Consider the following 20,447-nt stretch of genomic DNA (forward strand, 5'->3'; position numbering starts at 1 on the left):
ATTAGCTTGCACCCTCGCGCCAAAGGGTTTAGTGCCATGCGCGACCGTTGAGAACGGCCAATGCTCCATTTTACGTAAAGGGAAGCAACAGGATATGGCTCGGAACAAGATCGCTCTGATCGGCTCAGGACAGATTGGCGGCACGCTCGCCCACCTCGCCGGCCTGAAGGAACTCGGCGACATCGTCCTCTTCGACATCGCCGAAGGTACGCCCCAGGGCAAGGCGCTCGACCTTGCCGAATCCTCCCCGGTTGACGGCTTCGACGCCAAGCTCTCCGGCGCCAACTCCTACGAGGCGATCGCCGGTGCCGACGTCGTCATCGTCACCGCCGGCGTGCCGCGCAAGCCCGGCATGAGCCGCGACGACCTGCTCGAGATCAACCTGAAGGTGATGGAGCAGGTGGGCGCGGGCATCAAGGCGCATGCCCCGGACGCTTTCGTTATCTGCATCACCAACCCGCTCGACGCGATGGTCTGGGCCCTGCAGAAGTTCTCCGGTCTTCCGGCGAACAAGGTCGTCGGCATGGCCGGCGTGCTGGACTCCGCCCGCTTCCGCTACTTCCTCGCCGAGGAGTTCAACGTCTCCGTCGAGGACGTGACGGCCTTCGTGCTGGGCGGCCATGGCGACACCATGGTGCCGCTGACCCGCTACTCCACCGTCGCCGGCATTCCGCTGCCGGACCTGGTCAAGATGGGCTGGTGCACGGCCGAGCGCCTGGAAGAGATCGTCCAGCGCACCCGTGACGGCGGCGCCGAGATCGTCGGCCTGCTCAAGACCGGCTCGGCGTTCTACGCTCCGGCTTCGTCGGCCATCGCCATGGCCGAAAGCTACCTCAAGGACAAGAAGCGCGTGCTGCCCTGCGCCGCGCATCTGACCGGCCAGTACGGCCTCAACGACACCTATGTGGGCGTTCCGGTGGTGATCGGCGCCGACGGTGTCGAGCGCATCATCGAGATCTCTCTCGAGGGCGAGGAAAAGGCCAACTTCGACAAGTCCGTCGCGTCTGTCGACGGTCTGGTCGAGGCCTGCAAGAAGATCCAGCCGGCGCTTGCCTGAGGACAGTTTCACGGGAGGCCGCTGGCCTCCCGTCTCGCATTGGGCGAGCTCTGTCAAAACCATCCGGGGATAGACACATGAACATCCACGAATACCAGGCCAAAGAGGTTCTCAAGGCCTACGGCGCGCCGGTTGCCAAGGGCGTGGCCATCTTCACGGCCGACGAGGCCGAGGCCGCCGCCAAGCAGCTTCCCGGCCCGCTCTGGGTCGTGAAGTCCCAGATCCATGCCGGCGGTCGCGGCAAGGGCAAGTTCAAGGAACTCGGCCCCGACGCAAAGGGCGGCGTTCGTCTCGCCTTCTCGCTGGACGAGGTGAAGTCGCACGCGGCCGAAATGCTCGGCAACACGCTGGTGACCAAGCAGACCGGCGCGGCCGGCAAGGTCGTCAACCGCCTCTATATCGAGGACGGCGCCGACATCGAGCGTGAGCTCTATCTCTCCATCCTCGTCGACCGCACCGTCGGCCGTCCGGCTTTCGTCGTTTCGACCGAAGGCGGCATGGACATCGAGGCCGTGGCCGAGGAGACGCCGGAGAAGATCCACACGGTTCCGATCGACCCGGACACGGGCGTGACCGAGGCCGATGCGGCCAAGCTCTGCGATGCGCTGGAGCTGACCGGTGCGGCGCGCGAGGACGGCATGAAGCTGTTCCCGATCCTGCACAAGGCCTTCGTCGAGAAGGACATGAGCCTGCTCGAGGTCAACCCGCTGATCGTCATGAAGGACGGCCGCCTGCGCGTCCTCGACGCCAAGGTGTCCTTCGACGGCAATGCTCTCTTCCGCCACCCGGAGATCGTCGAGCTTCGCGACATCACCGAGGAGGACGAGAAGGAAATCGAGGCCTCCAAGTACGACCTCGCCTATGTGGCTCTCGACGGCGACATCGGCTGCATGGTCAACGGCGCCGGTCTGGCCATGGCGACCATGGACATCATCAAGCTCTACGGCGCCGAGCCGGCGAACTTCCTCGATGTCGGCGGTGGCGCCTCCAAGGAGAAGGTCACGGCCGCGTTCAAGATCATCACTTCCGATCCGAACGTGAAGGGCATCCTGGTCAACATCTTCGGCGGCATCATGCGCTGCGACGTGATCGCGGAAGGCGTGCTGGCTGCGGTGAAGGAGGTCGGCCTCCAGGTGCCGCTCGTCGTTCGCCTCGAAGGTACCAATGTCGAACTCGGCAAGAAGATCATTTCCGAAAGCGGTCTCAACGTGATCGCCGCCGATGATCTCGACGACGCCGCACAGAAGATCGTCAAGGCCGTTAAGGGTTGAGCCGCACGCACGCTTGAAACCGCGTAGGGCTACGGAAACGTTGGGGGGCGACAGGAGCTTGGTTCCAATAGGCGGTCCGTTGGTGGGAATGGTTCTGGCATCGTTCGTGCTGACCATCTTCTCGTTTGCAGCGGGCCGTTGGGCAGGTTGGGTGAGATTTGAGAAATGGGTGTCTCTGGCATCCGTTGCCTTGTCTGGCTCGATCTGCATCGCTTGTTGGATTTTCGCCAGCTACTTGTCGAGCAATGCAGATAACGGGTTCCAGCCGATGGCTGTTGCCTACTTTGCGTTCCTTGCTTCCGTGGTCTTCCTGATGAATGCCCTGATGGCATTGTTTGGGATGTGGTTTCGCAGGCGTGCCGTGAAAATGAAGGAAGGCAGCTAGATGTCCATTCTCGTCAACAAAGACACCAAGGTCATCGTCCAGGGCCTGACCGGCAAGACCGGTACGTTCCACACGGAGCAGGCTCTGGCCTACTACGGCACCCAGATGGTGGCCGGCGTGCACCCCAAGAAGGGCGGTGAGAGCTGGACCTCCGGTCTCGACTCCGCCGCGTCCCTGCCGATCTTCGCCAGCGTCGGCGAGGCCAAGGAAGCGACCGGCGCCGATGCGTCGGTGATCTACGTTCCGCCGGCAGGCGCGGGCGCCGCGATCATCGAGGCGATCGAGGCCGAGGTGCCGCTCATCGTCTGCATCACGGAAGGTATTCCGGTCGCCGACATGGTGAAGGTCAAGGCCCGGCTGGAGAAGTCCAAGTCGCGCCTGCTCGGCCCGAACTGCCCGGGCGTCCTGACGCCGGAAGAGTGCAAGATCGGCATCATGCCGGGCTCCATCTTCAAGAAGGGCTCCGTCGGCGTCGTTTCGCGCTCCGGCACGCTGACCTACGAGGCGGTGTTCCAGACCTCGAACGCGGGCCTCGGCCAGACCACGGCCGTCGGCATCGGCGGCGATCCGGTCAAGGGCACCGAGTTCATCGACATCCTGGAGATGTTCCTCGCCGACGACGCGACCAAGTCGATCATCATGATCGGCGAGATCGGCGGTTCGGCCGAGGAAGAGGCCGCCCAGTTCCTCAAGGACGAGGCCAAGAAGGGCCGCAAGAAGCCGATGGCCGGCTTCATCGCGGGCCGCACGGCGCCTCCGGGTCGCACCATGGGTCATGCCGGTGCGGTCATCTCCGGCGGCAAGGGCGGCGCCGAGGACAAGATCGCGGCGATGGAAGAGGCGGGCATCCGCGTCTCTCCCTCGCCGGCCAAGCTGGGCGAGACCCTGCTCGAGGTCCTCAAGGGCTGATTTTTAGCGATTATCGGTTTTTTTACCGAGTTCGCATCCACATATGGAACGCGGGAGCTTCCCTCAAGGAAGTTTCCCGTGTACCGCTTTGAACAGGAGCGGCGCGGGACACGCATCGCGCTGCTTCATCCCACATCCGTTTAAACGGGGCGCTGCGTGAAAGGGCTCCCCTCAACAGGCGGGCGGGGGCAACCTCGCTATAGTGATGGCTCGGCAGGACGCGAACAATGCCTTCGCGATGACGTCGTTTCTTTACGGCGGCAACGCAGCGTATATCGAAGATCTCTACGCGCGCTACAAGGAAGATCCCGGCTCTCTCGACGAGACGTGGCGCGACTTCTTCTCCAATCTGGCTGACGAAAAGGCGGACGTCCTCAAGGAGGCGCGTGGCGCATCCTGGAAGCGCGCCGACTGGCCGGTTTCCGCGAACGGCGATCTGGTCAATGCCTTCGACGGCAACTGGGCGCCGGTGGAGAAGGCAATCGGCAACAAGCTGAAGGCCAAGGCAGAGGAGAAGGGCGCGACCCTGACCGATGCCGACGTCCAGCAGCAGACGCGCGACTCGGTTCGCGCGCTGATGATGATCCGCGCCTACCGCATGCGCGGTCACCTGCACGCGGACCTCGATCCCCTGCACCTCAAGGAGCAGATCGATCACGAGGAGCTGCATCCCTCGTCCTATGGCTTCACCGAGGCCGACTGGGACCGCAAGATCTTCATCGACTACATGCTGGGCCTCGAGTTCGCGACGCTGCGCGAGATGCTCGACATCCTCAAGCGCACCTATTGCTCGACGCTCGGCGTCGAGTTCATGCACATCTCCAATCCGGCGGAGAAGGCGTGGATCCAGGAGCGCATCGAGGGTCCGGACAAGGAGATCGAGTTCACGCCCAAGGGCAAGAAGGCGATCCTCAACAAGCTGATCGAGGCCGAGGGCTTCGAGAAGTTCCTCGACGTCAAGTACACGGGCACCAAGCGCTTCGGTCTCGACGGCGGCGAGGCCCTGTTGCCCGCGCTGGAGCAGATCATCAAGCGCGGCGGCGCGCTCGGCGTGCAGGAGATCGTCTTCGGCATGGCCCACCGCGGCCGCCTCAACGTGCTGTCCCAGGTCATGGGCAAGCCGCTGCGCGCGATCTTCCACGAGTTCAAGGGCGGGTCGTTCACCCCCGACGACGTGGAAGGCTCGGGCGACGTCAAGTATCACCTCGGCGCGTCCTCTGACCGCGAGTTCGACGGCAACAAGGTCCACCTGTCGCTGACCGCCAACCCCTCGCACCTCGAGATCGTCGATCCGGTGGTGCTCGGCAAGGCGCGCGCCAAGCAGGACCAGCTCTCGGCCGTGAACGGCCGCTGGGTCGAGACGACCGAAGTCGATCGCTCCAAGGTCCTGCCGTTGCTGCTGCACGGCGATGCGGCGTTTGCCGGCCAGGGTGTCGTTGCCGAGTGCTTCGGCCTGTCCGCGCTGCGCGGCCACCGCACCGGCGGATCGATCCATTTCATCATCAACAACCAGATCGGCTTCACGACGAACCCGCGCTTCTCGCGCTCCTCGCCGTACCCGTCCGATGTGGCGAAGATGATCGAGTCGCCGATCTTCCACGTGAACGGCGACGATCCGGAAGCGGTGGTCTATGCGGCGAAGGTTGCGACGGAGTTCCGTCAGCTCTTCGGCAAGCCGGTGGTGATCGACATGATCTGCTACCGCCGCTTCGGCCACAACGAGTCCGATGAGCCGGCGTTCACGCAGCCGATCATGTATCGCAAGATCCGCAGCCATCCGACGACGCTGCAGATCTATGCCGAGAAGCTGATCAAGGAAGGTGTCATCACCTCCGACGAGCTCGAGGGGATGCGCGGCGAGATGCGCGCCCGCCTCGATCAGGAGTTCGAGGCAGGCCAGGCCTACAAGCCGAACAAGGCCGACTGGCTGGACGGCAAGTGGTCGGGCCTGAAGCAGGCGCAGGATCTCGACGATCCGCGCCGCGGCCAGACCGCCATGCCGATGGAAGACCTGAAGCTTGTCGGCAAGGCCCTGACGGACGTGCCGGACGGCTTCAACGTCCACCGCACGATCCGCCGTTTCCTCGACAACCGCGAGAAGATGTTCGAGACCGGCCAGGGCATCGACTGGGCGACCGCGGAAGCGCTTGCCTTCGGGACGCTGCTGCTGGAAGGCCACGCCGTCCGCCTGTCGGGCCAGGACTGCGAGCGCGGGACGTTCTCCCAGCGCCACTCGGTCCTCTACGATCAGGAAGACGAGCAGCGCTACATCCCGCTCAACAACCTGCGCAAGGATCAGGCCCGCTACGAGGTCATCAACTCGATGCTCTCGGAAGAGGCGGTGCTCGGCTTCGAATACGGCTACACGCTGACGGAGCCGAACGCGCTGACCCTGTGGGAAGCCCAGTTCGGCGACTTCGCCAACGGCGCCCAGGTGGTCTTCGACCAGTTCCTGTCGTCGGGCGAGCGCAAGTGGCTGCGCATGTCGGGCCTCGTCTGCCTGCTGCCGCACGGCTATGAGGGCCAGGGTCCGGAGCACTCCTCCGCCCGCCTGGAGCGCTTCCTGCAGATGTGCGCGGAAGACAACATGCAGGTCGCCAACTGCACGACGCCGGCGAACTACTTCCACATCCTGCGCCGTCAGCTGAAGCGCGACTTCCGCAAGCCGCTGATCCTGATGACGCCGAAGTCGCTGCTGCGCCACAAGCGCGTGGTCAGCCGCCTCGACGAGTTCTCGGACGGTTCGGCGTTCCACCGTCTTCTGTGGGACGATGCGCAGCTGGAAGGCTACAGCGACATCAAGCTGAAGCCGGACAACAAGATCCGTCGTGTCGTGCTGTGCTCGGGCAAGGTCTACTACGACCTGTTCGAAGAGCGCGAGAAGCGAGGGATCGACGATGTCTATCTCCTGCGCGTGGAACAGCTTTATCCGTTCCCGACCAAGGCGCTCGTCTCCGAGCTGTCGCGGTTCAAGGATGCCGACTTCGTCTGGTGCCAGGAAGAGCCGAAGAACATGGGCTCCTGGTTCTTCGTCCAGTCCTACCTGGAGTGGGTGCTGAGCCAGATCGACGCCAAGCATCCGCGTCCGCGCTATGTCGGCCGCGCTGCCTCCGCGGCGACGGCGACGGGCCTGATGTCGAAGCACATGGCGCAGCTGCAGGCCTTCCTCGACGAGGCCTTTGCCGACTAGCCCTTGCGGCTCCCGGACGCGGGTCCGGGAGCCGGCCTATTCCCGGCCCTGTACGTGCCGGACACGCAAGACTCCATCGCTAGCGCGGGGAACCGAAGGCGGTTCCGTGCAGCCACCGGATGAAAGAGATTTTGATCATGGCGACCGAAATTCGAGTGCCCACCCTCGGAGAATCCGTGACCGAGGCGACCATCGCCCAGTGGTTCAAGAAGCCCGGCGACAAGGTGAATGCGGACGAGCCCATCGTCGAGCTGGAGACGGACAAGGTGACCGTCGAGGTTCCGGCCCCGGCCTCCGGCACGCTGACCGACATCCTGGTCAAGGAAGGCGACACCGTCGAGGTCGGCGCCCTGCTGGGACAGATTTCCGAAGGCGCCGGCGCGGCTGCCGCAGCGCCCGCCAAGGCCTCCGCACCGAAGGCCGAGAGCGCCAAGTCCGCACCGGCCGCCTCTGCCTCGGCTGAGACCGTCGACGTGGTGGTGCCGTCTGCCGGTGAAAGCGTCACCGAAGCCGATGTCGGCGAGTGGTTCGTCAAGGTCGGCGATCAGGTCAAGGCCGACGACGTGCTCGTCGAGCTGGAGACCGACAAGGCCGCCCAGGAGATCCCGGCGCCGGTGTCCGGCACCGTCGTGGAGATCTCCGCCAAGACCGGCGACACCGTCACTCCGGGCCAGCTGCTGCTGAAGATCGCCGCTGGCGCGGGCGCTGCCGCTCCTGCCAAGGCGCCTGCTGCCGAGACGCCGGCTCCGGCTGCCAAGGCCGGCACCGACATGCCGCCGGCTCCCTCTGCTGCCAAGATGATGGCCGAGAAGGGCGTTGCCGTCGACCAGGTTGCCGGTTCCGGCAAGCGCGGCCAGGTGCTGAAGGGCGATGTGATCGCCGCCGTCGCCACCGGCATGACGCAGCAGTCCTCCGCTTCCGCGGCCCCGGCCGCCGCGCGTGCACCGTCGGGTGCCGAGGATGCGGCCCGCGAGGAGCGGGTGCGCATGACCAAGCTGCGCCAGACCATCGCGCGCCGCCTGAAGGACGCCCAGAACACCGCCGCCATGCTGACCACCTACAACGAGGTGGACATGGGCCCGGTGATGGATCTGCGTTCCAGCTACAAGGACCTGTTCGAGAAGAAGCACGGCGTGAAGCTGGGCTTCATGGGCTTCTTCACCAAGGCGGTCTGCCATGCGCTGAAGGAGATCCCGGCGGTCAATGCCGAGATCGACGGCACCGACATCATCTACAAGAACTACTGCCATGTCGGCGTCGCCGTCGGCACCGACAAGGGCCTGGTGGTTCCGGTCGTCCGCGATGCCGACCAGATGTCGATCGCGGAGATCGAGAAGAAGATCGCCGAGCTCGGCCGCAAGGCGCGTGACGGCAAGCTCGGCATGGACGAGATGCAGGGCGGCACCTTCACCATCTCGAATGGCGGTGTGTACGGCTCGCTGATGTCTTCGCCGATCCTCAATGCCCCGCAGTCGGGCATCCTCGGCATGCACAAGATCCAGGAGCGGCCGATGGTCGTGAACGGTCAGATCGTGGCGCGGCCGATGATGTATCTGGCCCTGTCCTACGATCACCGGATCGTCGACGGCAAGGAGGCGGTCACCTTCCTCGTGCGCGTCAAGGAGAGCCTCGAGGACGTCCAGCGTCTCGTTCTCGACCTCTGACGGCAGCAATTCCGTCCCGGGCGGGTCATCCGCCCGGGATCGGTCTCCGTCGCCTCGGCACTGGCTGCAGGCGGCGAGTGGCGAGCCGGTGCTTTCCGTTCGAAAGAGGCGGCAGGGATCAGCAGGTGCCCAGCGGAGGCGGAGGATGAGCGGGACAGTCCGGCGGTTGCAGGAAAACTGGGTCTATGGCGGCACACTTTCGGGTGTGGTGCTGCTGGCTCTGAGCCCCTTGCTGACGGCCGACTGGACGTGGGGCGAGCGCTTCGTGTTTCTCGCGCTTCCCGTCTACATGCTGCACCAGCTGGAAGAGCATGACGGCGACCGGTTCCGCGCCTTCGTCAACGAGGTGATCGGCAAGGGCCGCGACGTTCTGAGCGTACCTGCCGTCTTCGTCATCAACGTCGTCGGCGTCTGGGGCGGGATGGTGCTGACGCTCTGGCTGATGCGCTCGCTCTCGGTGGGATGGGGCCTCATCGGCGTCTATCTGCTGCTGGTCAACGCGGTGCTGCACATTGTCCAGGCCCTGGCCCTGCGCAGAAGCAATCCAGGGCTGTGGACGGCGATCCTGCTGTTCCTGCCCTTGGGTTTGATGGCCTTCTCGCAGATCGCCGCACAGGCCAGCACTGCCCAGCATGCCGTGTCGCTGGCTCTCGTCCTCGCCTTGCATGGTGCCATCGTCGCCGGTGTTCGCCGTCGCCTCGCAGCCAGCTGAGGGAGATTCCCATGGGACTGGATTTTCTGCTCACCGCTCTCGTCGTGGTTCTCGTTCCGGGAACCGGCGTCGTCTACACGGTGGCTACCGGCCTGGCGCGCGGGCGGGTTCCCGGCATCGTCGCGGCCTTCGGATGCACGCTCGGCATCCTGCCGGCACTGATCGCGGCGACCTTCGGCCTTGCCGCACTGCTGCATGCCAGCGCGCTGGCCTTCCAGGTTCTGAAATATGCCGGTGCGGCCTACCTCTTCTATCTGGCTTGGCAGGCCTTCCGCGAGGCCGGACCGATGGCGTTCGACCGTCAGGCGGCGCCGGCAAGCCTCGTCGCCGTGGCTCGTACCGGCTTCCTGATCAACGTCCTGAACCCGAAGCTGTCGCTGTTCTTCCTTGCCTTCCTGCCGCAGTTCATCGTCCCGGGCGAGGGAGCCGTGTCCCTGCAGATCCTGGCAATGGGCAGCGTGTTCATGGGGCTGACGCTGGTTGTGTTCATCGGCTACGGGGTCTTCGCCGCTGCGCTCGGTGCCCGCATCCTGCGCAGCCGTCAGGTCATGACCTGGATGAGCCGGACGGTCGCGCTCGCCTTCGCCGGGTTCGGCGCAAGGCTTGCGCTTGCCGACCGCTGACCTGCGCCGCACATGTCCTGAACGGAGAAGCCCATGACCGAGAATGTCGTGATCGTGACAGGCGGCAGCCGCGGCATCGGAGCTGCGGCGGCATTGCGCCTCGCGGGCCCGGGTACCACGGTCCTCCTGACCTATGTGTCGAGCCCGGAGCGCGCCGACGAGGTCGTCTCGCAGATCGAGGCCAAGGGCGACCGTGCGGTGGCGCTGAAAGCCGATGTCGCCAGCGAGGACGACTGCCTGAGGACCTTTGCCGAGGCCGACAGGCTCGGCCGCGTGACCGGACTGGTGAACAATGCCGGCGTGGTCGACGTCGCGGCGCGGCTGACGGACATGTCCTTCGACCGGCTGCGGCGCATCTTCGACATCAACGTGCTGGGCACGATCCTGTGCTCCCGCGAGGCCGTGCGCCGGATGTCGACGGCCCATGGCGGCAAGGGCGGCGCCATCGTCAACGTGTCGTCGGCCTCCGCCAAGATCGGTTCGCCGGCGCAGTATATCGACTATGCGGCGGCCAAGGGGGCGGTCGACACGTTCACCGTCGGTCTTGCCAAGGAAGTGGCGGCCGAGGGGGTGCGGGTCAATGCCGTGCGCCCCGGCATCATCGATACGGAAATCCACGCTTCGGGAGGAGATCCTGACCGCGCGAGGCGGGTTGCGGGCGATCTGCCGATGCTGCGCGCCGGTCGGGCCGAGGAATGCGCCGAGGCGATCGCCTGGCTTCTGTCGGACGCCGCCAGCTACACGACGGGCGCGATTCTCGACGTGTCCGGCGGCCGCTCGATCCTCCCCTGATACCGAAACATGGCGGCATGTCCGCCCGAACGAACGAAACAAGAGGCGAATGCTATGTCCCAGTTTGATCTCGTCGTCATCGGCACCGGCCCCGGCGGCTATGTCTGCGCCATCAAGGCCGCCCAGCTCGGTCTCAAGGTGGCCGTGGTCGAGAAGCGCGCCACCCATGGCGGCACCTGCCTGAACATCGGCTGCATCCCCTCCAAGGCGATGCTGCACACGTCCGAGCTGTTCGAGGAGGCGGCCGAGCATTTCGAGGACTTCGGCATCAAGGTCGGCAAGCCGAAGCTCGATCTCAAGGCGATGATGGGCCACAAGCAGAAGACCATCGACGGCAATGTCAGCGGCATCGAATTCCTGTTCAAGAAGAACAAGGTGACGCCGTTCCACGGCACGGGCCGCATCCTTGCGGCCGGCCGGGTCGAGGTGACCGCCGAGGACGGCTCCAAGCAGGAGATCGAGGCGAAGTCCATCGTCATCGCCACCGGCTCCGACGTGGCCCCGCTCCCCGGTGTCGAGATCGACGAGAAGCAGATCGTCTCCTCGACCGGTGCGCTGGAACTCGACAAGGTGCCGGGCAAGCTGGTCGTCGTCGGCGCCGGCGTGATCGGCCTCGAGCTCGGCTCCGTCTGGCGCCGTCTCGGCTCCGAGGTGACGGTCGTCGAGTTCATGGACAAGATCCTCGGCCCGATGGACGCGGACATCTCCCGCAACTTCCAGCGCATCCTGAAGAAGCAGGGCGTCGAGTTCCATCTGTCCTCCAAGGTCACGGCCGTCGAGAAGACCGGCAAGCAGCTCGCTGTCACGGTCGAGCCGGCGGGCGGCGGCGAGGCTGCCGCCAAGACGCTGGAGGCCGACGTGGTGCTCGTCGCCATCGGCCGCCGTCCCTACACTTCGGGCCTTGGCCTCGAGGAGGTCGGCGTTGCGCTCGACGAGCGCGGCAGGGTCAAGACCGACGGCCACTACCAGACCACCGTGCCGGGCATCTATGCCATCGGCGACGTGATCGTCGGTCCGATGCTGGCCCACAAGGCCGAGGACGAGGGCGTCGCCCTTGCCGAAATGCTTGCAGGGCAAGCTGGCCACGTGAACTACGGCGTCATCCCGGGCGTGGTCTATACCAGCCCCGAGGTCGCCGAGGTCGGCAAGAGCGAAGAGGCTCTGAAGGCTGAAGGAATCTCCTACAAGGTCGGCAAGTTCGCCTTCATCGCCAATGGCCGCGCCAAGGCGACCAATCACACCGAAGGCTTCGTCAAGGTGCTGGCCGATGCGGAGACCGACAAGGTCCTCGGCGTCCACATCATCGGCCATGGCGCCGGCGAGATGATCCATGAGGCAGCGGTGCTGATGGAGTTCGGCGGCTCGGCCGAGGATCTGGCGCGCACCTGCCATGCTCATCCGACGATGAGCGAAGCCGTCAAGGAAGCCGCAATGGCCGCCTTCGCCAAGCCGATCCACGCCTGACGGCTGACAATCCCGGCGCATGAGCGCCGGCTGACGAGATGAAAAGGGCCCGCGCCGGGATACTCGGCGCGGGCTCTTTGCTTGGCCGCGGGGGCCGCCACGCGCCCGTGCGTGTTGCACGGCGCGGTGCGGTTACTCGGCGCTCTGCGTTGCCGTCTGCGTGGTCGTGTTGTCCGCAACCACCAGGGTCCCTGTGGTCGTGGTCGGGCTCTGCGGAGCCTCGGCCGTCGTTGTCGGCGTTGCCTTCTGCGACATCTTGGACCAGTTGCACTCGGCCATGGCCGGTGCGGCGGAGAAGGCGAGGAGGGCGGCAACCCCCGTCAGTCCTGCGAGAATGCGCATTCTACTCTCCCGTTCTGGCAGCGTATCGGGACGATACGCCTCAATCTCCAACGACGGACCTGCCCGACAGATGCCGGGCGTCGCCAAGGAGACGCTACGGAAAGTCTAGTGCGAAACAGGCAAAGCGACCAGTTCCGCCGCGTTGAAACCGAACGAGCTTAGTCGCGCTCGAGGATCGCCGCGTGGAAGCCGTCCTGCACGCCGGCCGTATGCGACTGGATCTTCACCAGGGCCTCGATGCGGTGATTCATCGGGATGATCTCCACCTCGCGGGCGCCGAAAAGGCCGGGGAAGCGCGCGAGCAGCCGGCCGTTGGTCAGGCGGATGGCGTCGGTCCAGCCCCATTTGCAGTCGCGCGGCGCACAGCGCGTGAACACGCGCATCCGCGAGACGATCAGGCCGCCCCTGCAATGGCTTTCGATCTCGATGATGCGCACTTGCTGCGTTGCCGCGCGCGGATTGTACCAGCGCCCGGCTTCGGGGATGCGGCAGCGATTCTCAGCAAAGACGGGGGGGGGAGCGGCGACAATCACCGTCAGGGCGACGACGAAGGGAATCAGAAGGCTCCACATGCCGGATTCTTGTCCGCAGCGCATGCCGCCGCAAGGAAATTCGATGCTGCAATGCGTCGTGGCTCACGCGAAGCACGGCGACAGCCTCATGCGGGCCTGCGGCTGCGCGGATGGGCGCGGTCGTAGGCGTCCAGCAGCCGTGCGGCATCCACTTCCGTGTAGATCTGCGTGGTGGAGAGGCTGGCGTGGCCAAGCAGCTCCTGGATGGTCCTCAGGTCGCCCCCGCCGGCCAGCAGATGGGTCGCGAAGGAATGGCGCAGGGCGTGGGGCGTGGCGCTTTCGGGCAGGCCGAGCGCGCGGCGCAGCTTCGCCATCGCCAGCTGGACGATTCGCGGTCCGAGCGGCCCGCCGCGCACGCCGAGAAACAGCGGCCCCTCCGGCTGCGGCACGTATGGGCAAAGGCGCAGATAGTCCTCCACCGCATCGCAGACGATCGGCAGCACAGGCACGACGCGCTCGCGCCCGCCCTTGCCGACGACGCGCAGGCTTCTGGTGCCATGGCGCGGTGCCGTGCGGCCGGTCAGCGACAAGGCCTCGGAGATACGCAGCCCGCAGCCGTAGAGCAGCGTCAGCACCGCGGCGTTGCGTGCCGCGACCCAGGGCTCGGCGTCGTCCGCTGCATCCGCATCGACAAGCGTCATCGCATCGCCGGCCGAAACGGGCTTGGGCAGCGAGCGCTTCTGGCGCGGCGGTCGGATCGCGGCGCTGGCGGCGGCATTCACCTGGCCGAGCGTTTCCAGATAGCGCAGGAACGAGCGGATGCCGGCAAGGCCGCGTGCCAGCGTCCGGCCCTCGGCACCGGTCTGCCGGCGCGAGGCGAGAAAGCCGCGGAAATCGGCAGGGCGCAGCTCCCTGAGGGCCTCCAGTCCGGGCGGTTCGGCAAGGTGGTTGGTGAGGAAGCGCAGGAACTGGCGGACGTCGCGCTCATAGGCGACCAGCGTCCGGTCGGAGAGCCGCCGTTCCGAACCGAGATGGTCGAGCCAGTCTCCGACGGCGGCGTTCACGTCGGCTTTTGCCGACACCAGCAGGGAATCAGGATCGCTCATGGCGCGATCCTATCATGCCTGCGGGTAGAGCAAGCGGACCGGCCGGCGGTGCGGCCGACCGGTCTCTTGGCGTGAGTTCAGAGGATGCTCTGTCCGGTCTTGGCCCAGTCGGCCAGGAACTGCTCGAGACCCTTGTCGGTCAGCGGGTGCTTGACCAGGCCCTTGAGCACGGCCGGCGGGACGGTCGCGACATCCGCGCCGACCAGCGCACATTCGCGCACATGGTTGGCGGTGCGGATCGAGGCGGCCAGGATCTCGGTCTCGAAGCCGTAATTGTCGTAGATGATCCGCATCTCGCGGATCAGGTCCATGCCGTCGATGTTGATGTCGTCGAGGCGGCCGATGAACGGCGAGATGAACGTCGCGCCGGCCTTGGCGGCGAGCAGCGCCTGGTTCGACGAGAAGCACAGGGTGACGTTCACCATGTGGCCGGCATCGGTCAGGGTGCGGCAGGCCTTCAGGCCGTCGAGCGTCAGCGGCAGCTTCACCGCGATGTTGTCGGCGATCTCGGCCAGCGCGCGGCCCTCGGCGATCATCGCATCGGCATCGGTCGCAGTAACCTCTGCGGAGACGGGGCCCTCGACGATGTCGCAAATCTCTGCAATGACGTCCTTCATCGGGCGCCCGGACTTGAGGATCAGCGACGGATTGGTGGTGACGCCATCGAGCAGGCCGGTCGCGGCGAGATCCCGGATCTCCCCGGTGTCTGCGGTGTCGACGAAGAACTTCATGGCGGCTCTGGCTCCTTATCGGAAACGGGCTTTTGCGGAGTTTCGGGTCGGCGGGGCATCTGCCTCGCCCGGGCCTGACTGCATACCTTAGGATGGCGCGCGGTGACAGCCCCGATTCGCCCGAAGCAGGCCGGATTGCGGGGGCAACATCCCGTGGAGCGGGCGGCAACCGAGCAGGAACGAGGACGGGGGTGAGCGATCTGTTTGGCAATAGCGGCGAGGTGCGGCCGGCGACGGTCGCCAAGGTTCTGCTGCCGGTCGCCATCGGCATGGCCTACAGCTACCGCGTGCCGCCGGGGATGAGCGTGCGGCCCGGTTCCATCGTCCGTGTGCCGCTCGGCCCGCGCGAGGTGGTGGGGGCCGTGTGGTCGCTGGAACCGGAGGGCGGCTCCGCTGCCGGGTCCGTTTCGCCGTCCCGGCTGAAGAACATTCTGCATGTCTATGACGATGCCCCGCCGCTCGACGAGGAACTGCGGACGCTGGTCGACTGGGTGGCCAACTGGACGCTCGCCGCGCCGGGTATGGTGTTGCGCATGGTCCTGCGCTCGGAAGAGGCCCTGGAGAGCGAGCCGCCGCTCGCCGGTGTGCGCCTGTCGTCCGCCGGCACGCGGCCCGAGCGCATGACCCCGGCGCGCCAGCGGGTGCTGGAGGTCCTTCAGGACGGCGCGGGCTTTACCCGCAGCGGTCTTGCCCACGCGGCCGGGGTGAGTTCATCCGTGGTCGACGGGCTGCTGGCCCATGGCGTTCTGGAAAGCATCGAGCTTCCGGCCGTCCCGCCTTTGCCGAGGCCCGATCCGGACTGGTCGCCGCCTCGGCTGACGCCCGCGCAGGCGCGTGCCTCGAAAGAACTGGTCGCGGCCGTGGGGCAGGGGTTCCGCACCTTCCTCATCGACGGCGTGACCGGATCGGGCAAGACGGAAGTCTATTTCGAGGCGGTGGCCGAGGCGCTGCGCCAGGGGCGCCAGGCGCTCGTCCTCATTCCCGAGATCGCGCTCACCAGCGCCTTCCTGCAGCGGTTCGAGCGCCGTTTTGCCGTTCTGCCGGCCGAGTGGCATTCGGAGATCGCCACCCGACAGCGCGCGCGGGTCTGGCGCGGGGTTGCCAGCGGCGATGTGCGCGTGGTGGTCGGCGCCCGTTCGGCGCTGTTCCTGCCATTCCGCGAACTCGGTCTCGTCGTCGTCGACGAGGAACATGACGGAGCCTACAAGCAGGACGACCGGGTGCCCTACAACGCCCGCGACATGGCGGTGGTGCGTGGGCATATTTCGCGCTTTCCCGTGGTTCTCGCCTCGGCGACTCCCTCGGTGGAAAGCCGGGTCAATGCCGACCAGGGCCGCTATGTCCGCCTGGAATTGCCCGAGCGCGCCACCGGTGCGCCCATGCCGGAAATCTCGATCATCGACATGCGCCAGGACGGCCCGGAACGCGGGCAGTGGCTGGCGCCCACGTTGCGCCACGCGATCGGCGAGACGCTCTCCGGCGGCGGTCAGGCGCTGCTTTTCCTCAATCGCCGCGGCTATGCGCCGCTCACCCTGTGCCGCTCCTGCGGCCATCGCTTCCAGTGTCCCAACTGTTCGACATGGCTGGTCGAGCACCGTTTTCGTGGTCGCCTGTCCTGCCATCACTGCGGCCACGAGGAGCCGAGCCCCGATCATTGCCCGGCCTGCGGCGACACCCAGTCGCTGGTCGCTTGCGGTCCCGGCGTCGAGCGGATCGCCGAAGAGGCGGCGGACCTGTTTCCCCAGTCGCGGGTGCTGGTCCTGTCGTCGGACCTGCAAGGCGGACCCGACCGCCTGCGCCGGGAAATGCGGATCATCGAGGAGGGCGGTGCCGATATCGTCGTCGGCACGCAGCTCGTCGCCAAGGGGCACAATTTTCCGCTGATGCGTCTGGTCGGGGTGGTGGATGCCGATCTCGGCCTTGCCAACGGCGATCCGCGGGCGGCCGAGCGGACCTTCCAGCTTCTGGCGCAGGTAACGGGCCGTGCGGGGCGTATCGGCGGCGGCGGGCGCGGCCTGCTGCAGACCTATGCGCCGGAGCATCCGGTCATCCGGGCGCTGGCCTCGGGAGACAGCACGGCTTTCTACGAGGCCGAGATCGCCGCCCGCAAGGCGGCCGGGCTGCCGCCGTTCGGCCGGCTCGCGGCGCTCATCGTCTCCGCGCCCGACAGGGCGAGGGCGCAGGACTATGCCCGGCAGGTGGCGCGGCTGTCGCCGGCGAGCCCCGGCCTCACGGTTCTCGGTCCGGCGGAGGCCGCGTTGGCGCTGGTGCGGGGGCGCTACCGATTCCGTCTGCTGGCGATGGCGCCGCGCAATGTCGACCTGCAGGCCCTCATGCGGTCGTGGATTGCCCGCCTGCCCAAACCCTCCGGCGGGGTGCGCCTGCAGGTGGATATCGATCCCCAGAGCTTCTTCTGAGCAGGGTAAAGGCCCCGTCCGCGGGCATGTTTGCGGGCCGATGACACCTGCTTCGACCATTTTCGGGCCGAATTGCGGCATTTGGACCCCGTGGCGATGTTGCCCCGCATTGAAGCCTGTGCTAATCGAAGCGCGGCTTTCCGGGGGATATGCGACCAAGCGCACTCCGGTGCCAAAGAAAGTTCAGATTTTCCAAAGCCTTGCGATCAGCCCAGCTGGGCGCATCGGCTCAAACCTGCCTAAGAGAGCACGGACCCTGTGACCGACAACGTATCTCTCATTTCAGGTGTGGCGCACCGTTACGCGACGGCACTGCTCGACTTGTCAGAGGAGCAGGGCTCCGTGGCGGACGTCGAGAAGGCGCTGGAGGCGTTCGACAAGCTGCTCCAGGACAGCGCAGATCTGCGCCGCCTCGTGGAAAGCCCGGTGTTTTCCGCCGATGAACAGCTCAAGGCCCTGACGGCAGTCCTGGACAAGGCCGGCGTTACGGGGCTGGCCGCCAACTTCCTGAAGCTCGCCGCGAAGAATCGGCGTCTCTTCGCCGTCCCGGGCATGATCGGCGCCTTCCGCGCGGATCTGGCTCGTCGCCGCGGCGAAGTGCCGGCGGATGTCGTGTCCGCGGCGCCGCTCTCGGATGCGCAGCTCTCCGCCCTCGCCGACGCGCTCAATGCGACGACCGGCAAGAAGGTGGTGATTTCTTCGAAGGTCGATCCTTCTCTGATCGGTGGCCTGGTGGTCAAGGTCGGCAGCCGGATGATCGACACTTCGCTCAAGACAAAACTCAACTCCCTCAAGTTCGCGATGAAAGAGGTCGGCTGATGGATATTCGGGCAGCGGAAATCTCCGCCATCCTCAAGGACCAGATCAAGAATTTCGGCCAGGACGCCGAAGTTACCGAAGTCGGTCAGGTTCTTTCGGTAGGTGACGGTATCGCGCGCGTCTATGGCCTCGACAAGGTCCAGGCGGGCGAGATGGTCGAGTTCCCCGGCGGTATCCGGGGTATGGCGCTGAACCTCGAAACCGACAATGTCGGCGTCGTGCTCTTCGGCTCGGACCGTGACATCAAGGAAGGCGACACGGTCAAGCGGACCGGCGCCATCGTCGAGATCCCGGTCGGCAAGGGTCTGCTCGGCCGCGTTGTCGACCCGCTCGGCAACCCGCTCGACGGCAAGGGTCCGATCGAGGGTTCCGAGATGCGCCGCGTCGACGTCAAGGCGCCGGGCATCCTGCCGCGCAAGGGCGTTCACGAGCCGATGTCGACGGGCCTCAAGGCCATCGACGCCCTGATCCCGGTCGGTCGCGGCCAGCGCGAGCTGGTCATCGGCGACCGTCAGACCGGCAAGACGGCGATCATTCTGGACACGTTCCTGAACCAGAAGCCGATGCACGCGACGGACAATGAGGGCGAGAAGCTCTATTGCATCTATGTCGCCGTCGGCCAGAAGCGTTCGACCGTTGCCCAGTTCGTCAAGCAGCTCGAGGAATCGGGTGCTCTCGAGTACTCGGTGATCGTCGCCGCGACGGCGTCCGACCCGGCGCCGCTGCAGTTCCTGGCGCCGTTCTCCGGCACCGCCATCGGCGAGTTCTTCCGCGACAACGGCATGCACGCCGTGATCGGTTATGACGATCTGACCAAGCAGGCCGTGGCCTATCGCCAGATGTCCCTGCTGCTCCGTCGTCCGCCGGGACGTGAAGCCTTCCCGGGCGACGTGTTCTATCTCCACTCTCGCCTGCTCGAGCGTTCGGCCAAGCTCAACGAGGCCAACGGCTCCGGTTCGCTGACCGCCCTTCCGGTCATCGAGACCCAGGGCAACGACGTGTCGGCCTTCATTCCGACCAACGTGATCTCGATCACCGACGGCCAGATCTTCCTCGAGACGGATCTGTTCTTCCAGGGCATCCGCCCGGCGGTGAACGTCGGTCTGTCGGTGTCGCGCGTGGGCTCCTCGGCCCAGATCAAGGCGATGAAGCAGGTTGCCGGCAAGATCAAGGGCGAGCTCGCCCAGTATCGCGAGATGGCGGCTTTCGCCCAGTTCGGTTCGGATCTCGACGCCACGACCCAGCGCCTGCTGAACCGTGGTGCGCGCCTGACCGAGCTTCTGAAGCAGGGCCAGTTCCAGCCGCTGAAGACTCAGGAGCAGGTCGCCGTCATCTATGCCGGCGTCAACGGCTACCTGGACAAGCTGCCGGTCAACAAGGTCCGGGACTTTGAAGAGGGCCTGCTTCTGAACCTGCGCGGCGAACATGCGGATCTCCTGGACGGTATCTGGGAGAAGAAGGCGCTTGACGCTGACCTTGAGGCCCGTCTCAAGGCGGCCATCGAGGCCTTCGCCAAGAACTTCGCCTGACGCGACTGACGGCATCCAGGACAAGGGGCGGCCATGCCGAGCCTGAAGGACTTACGAAACCGGATCGCCTCCGTTAAGGCGACGCAGAAGATCACCAAGGCCATGCAGATGGTGGCCGCGGCGAAGCTGCGTCGTGCCCAGGAGGCGGCCGAGGCCGCGCGGCCCTATGCGGAACGCATGGAGGCCGTCCTCGCCAACCTCGCCAGCGCCTTTGAGGGCCGGGACGATGCTCCGCGCCTCCTCGCCGGCACCGGCAAGGATGACGTGCATCTCCTGCTGGTCGCGACCGCGGAGCGCGGCCTGTGCGGCGGCTTCAACTCGTCGATCGCCAAGCTGGCGCGCGAGCGGGCGAAGTCGCTGATCGCGCAGGGTAAGACGGTGAAGATCGTCTGCGTCGGCAAGAAGGGCTTCGACGCCCTGAAGCGTGATCTCGGCTCGCACATCGTCAAGACGATCGAGCTGCGGCACGTCAAGCGCGTCGCGTTCGAGAATGCCGAGGAGATCGGCACTCTGATCCGCGAGATGTTCGACGCGGGCGAGTTCGACGTCTGCACCCTGTTCTATGCGCGGTTCCAGTCGGTGATCAGCCAGGTCCCGACCGCCCAGCAGCTCATCCCGGCGACCTTCGGCGAGGCGGCGAAGTCCGCCCAGACCGACGCGGTCTACGAGTACGAGCCGGACGAGGGCGAGATCCTGGCGGATCTGCTGCCGCGCAACATTTCGGTGCAGATCTTCCGCGGGCTTCTGGAAAATGCAGCGTCCGAGCAGGGTGCGCGCATGTCCGCGATGGACAACGCCACGCGCAACGCCGGTGACATGATCAACAAGCTGACGCTCAACTACAACCGTCAGCGGCAGGCTCAGATCACCAAGGAGCTGATCGAAATCATTTCGGGCGCCGAGGCGCTCTGACCGGATCGAGAC

At 66.0% G+C, this 20,447-nt stretch carries 18 protein-coding genes; 14 read left to right on the top strand and 4 right to left on the bottom strand.

Annotation, left to right across the window (positions count from 1 at the left end; translation table 11 throughout):
- Positions 1 to 94: 94 nt before the first annotated feature.
- From mdh to lpdA, 10 genes are all read left to right on the top strand, one after another.
- Complete coding sequence (mdh, locus tag BBX35_RS18785) at positions 95 to 1,057, top strand: malate dehydrogenase (protein WP_067223361.1); 963 nt, start codon at positions 95 to 97, stop codon at positions 1,055 to 1,057.
- Between the two features lie 77 nt (positions 1,058 to 1,134).
- Positions 1,135 to 2,328 carry an ADP-forming succinate--CoA ligase subunit beta gene (gene sucC / locus BBX35_RS18790; RefSeq protein ID WP_067223364.1) on the top strand — a complete coding sequence of 398 codons (1,194 nt, stop codon included), beginning with the start codon at positions 1,135 to 1,137 and terminating at the stop codon, positions 2,326 to 2,328.
- Between the two features lie 106 nt (positions 2,329 to 2,434).
- Complete coding sequence (locus tag BBX35_RS18795; protein WP_171901493.1) at positions 2,435 to 2,713, top strand: hypothetical protein; 279 nt, start codon at positions 2,435 to 2,437, stop codon at positions 2,711 to 2,713.
- Positions 2,714 to 3,622 (top strand): succinate--CoA ligase subunit alpha, encoded by a 909-nt coding sequence (gene sucD, locus BBX35_RS18800; RefSeq protein ID WP_067223369.1) that lies wholly within the window; start codon positions 2,714 to 2,716, stop codon positions 3,620 to 3,622.
- Between the two features lie 205 nt (positions 3,623 to 3,827).
- Positions 3,828 to 6,812: a 2-oxoglutarate dehydrogenase E1 component gene (locus BBX35_RS18805; protein WP_067223371.1), complete on the top strand. Its 2,985-nt coding sequence runs from the start codon at positions 3,828 to 3,830 to the stop codon at positions 6,810 to 6,812.
- Between the two features lie 137 nt (positions 6,813 to 6,949).
- A complete protein-coding gene (gene odhB, locus BBX35_RS18810) occupies positions 6,950 to 8,476 on the top strand; it encodes a 2-oxoglutarate dehydrogenase complex dihydrolipoyllysine-residue succinyltransferase (protein ID WP_067223999.1) in 1,527 nt (508 codons plus the stop codon).
- 145 nt (positions 8,477 to 8,621) lie between these two features.
- Entirely contained in the window at positions 8,622 to 9,188 is a 567-nt protein-coding gene (locus tag BBX35_RS18815) for an HXXEE domain-containing protein (RefSeq protein ID WP_067223374.1), read from the top strand.
- Positions 9,189 to 9,199: 11 nt separating this feature from the next.
- A complete protein-coding gene (locus tag BBX35_RS18820; RefSeq protein ID WP_067223377.1) occupies positions 9,200 to 9,811 on the top strand; it encodes a LysE family translocator in 612 nt (203 codons plus the stop codon).
- Positions 9,812 to 9,844: 33 nt separating this feature from the next.
- Complete coding sequence (locus tag BBX35_RS18825) at positions 9,845 to 10,603, top strand: SDR family oxidoreductase (protein ID WP_067223380.1); 759 nt, start codon at positions 9,845 to 9,847, stop codon at positions 10,601 to 10,603.
- Between the two features lie 54 nt (positions 10,604 to 10,657).
- Complete coding sequence (gene lpdA, locus BBX35_RS18830) at positions 10,658 to 12,067, top strand: dihydrolipoyl dehydrogenase (protein ID WP_067223383.1); 1,410 nt, start codon at positions 10,658 to 10,660, stop codon at positions 12,065 to 12,067.
- Between the two features lie 132 nt (positions 12,068 to 12,199).
- Here lpdA and BBX35_RS18835 read toward each other — a convergent pair whose 3' ends face one another.
- The 4 genes from BBX35_RS18835 to fsa all read right to left on the bottom strand — a co-directional run bounded on the left by BBX35_RS18835 (position 12,200) and on the right by fsa (position 14,758).
- Positions 12,200 to 12,409 carry a hypothetical protein gene (locus tag BBX35_RS18835; protein WP_067223386.1) on the bottom strand — a complete coding sequence of 70 codons (210 nt, stop codon included), beginning with the start codon at positions 12,407 to 12,409 and terminating at the stop codon, positions 12,200 to 12,202.
- Positions 12,410 to 12,567: 158 nt separating this feature from the next.
- Positions 12,568 to 12,981: a hypothetical protein gene (locus BBX35_RS18840; RefSeq protein ID WP_067223389.1), complete on the bottom strand. Its 414-nt coding sequence runs from the start codon at positions 12,979 to 12,981 to the stop codon at positions 12,568 to 12,570.
- Positions 12,982 to 13,067: 86 nt separating this feature from the next.
- Positions 13,068 to 14,027: a tyrosine recombinase XerC gene (locus BBX35_RS18845; protein ID WP_067223391.1), complete on the bottom strand. Its 960-nt coding sequence runs from the start codon at positions 14,025 to 14,027 to the stop codon at positions 13,068 to 13,070.
- Between the two features lie 77 nt (positions 14,028 to 14,104).
- A complete protein-coding gene (fsa, locus tag BBX35_RS18850) occupies positions 14,105 to 14,758 on the bottom strand; it encodes a fructose-6-phosphate aldolase (RefSeq protein WP_067223394.1) in 654 nt (217 codons plus the stop codon).
- A gap of 191 nt (positions 14,759 to 14,949) precedes the next feature.
- On the opposite strand from fsa, the gene BBX35_RS18855 reads away from it, so the two are divergent.
- The 4 genes from BBX35_RS18855 to BBX35_RS18870 all read left to right on the top strand — a co-directional run bounded on the left by BBX35_RS18855 (position 14,950) and on the right by BBX35_RS18870 (position 20,435).
- Positions 14,950 to 17,175, top strand: a complete 2,226-nt coding sequence (locus BBX35_RS18855; RefSeq protein WP_279626385.1) for a primosomal protein N' — start codon at positions 14,950 to 14,952, stop codon at positions 17,173 to 17,175.
- Positions 17,176 to 17,433: 258 nt separating this feature from the next.
- Positions 17,434 to 17,994, top strand: coding sequence for a F0F1 ATP synthase subunit delta (locus tag BBX35_RS18860; protein ID WP_067223397.1), 561 nt, complete (start codon positions 17,434 to 17,436; stop codon positions 17,992 to 17,994).
- On the top strand, positions 17,994 to 19,523 hold the full coding sequence (gene atpA / locus BBX35_RS18865) for a F0F1 ATP synthase subunit alpha (protein ID WP_067223399.1): 1,530 nt from the start codon (positions 17,994 to 17,996) through the stop codon (positions 19,521 to 19,523). The genes BBX35_RS18860 and atpA overlap by 1 nt, the downstream gene beginning before the upstream one ends.
- Before the next feature lie 33 nt (positions 19,524 to 19,556).
- Complete coding sequence (locus BBX35_RS18870) at positions 19,557 to 20,435, top strand: F0F1 ATP synthase subunit gamma (RefSeq protein ID WP_067223402.1); 879 nt, start codon at positions 19,557 to 19,559, stop codon at positions 20,433 to 20,435.
- Positions 20,436 to 20,447: the final 12 nt, after the last annotated feature.

The organism is Stappia indica (assembly GCF_001696535.1).
GTDB classification, from domain to species: domain Bacteria; phylum Pseudomonadota; class Alphaproteobacteria; order Rhizobiales; family Stappiaceae; genus Stappia; species Stappia indica.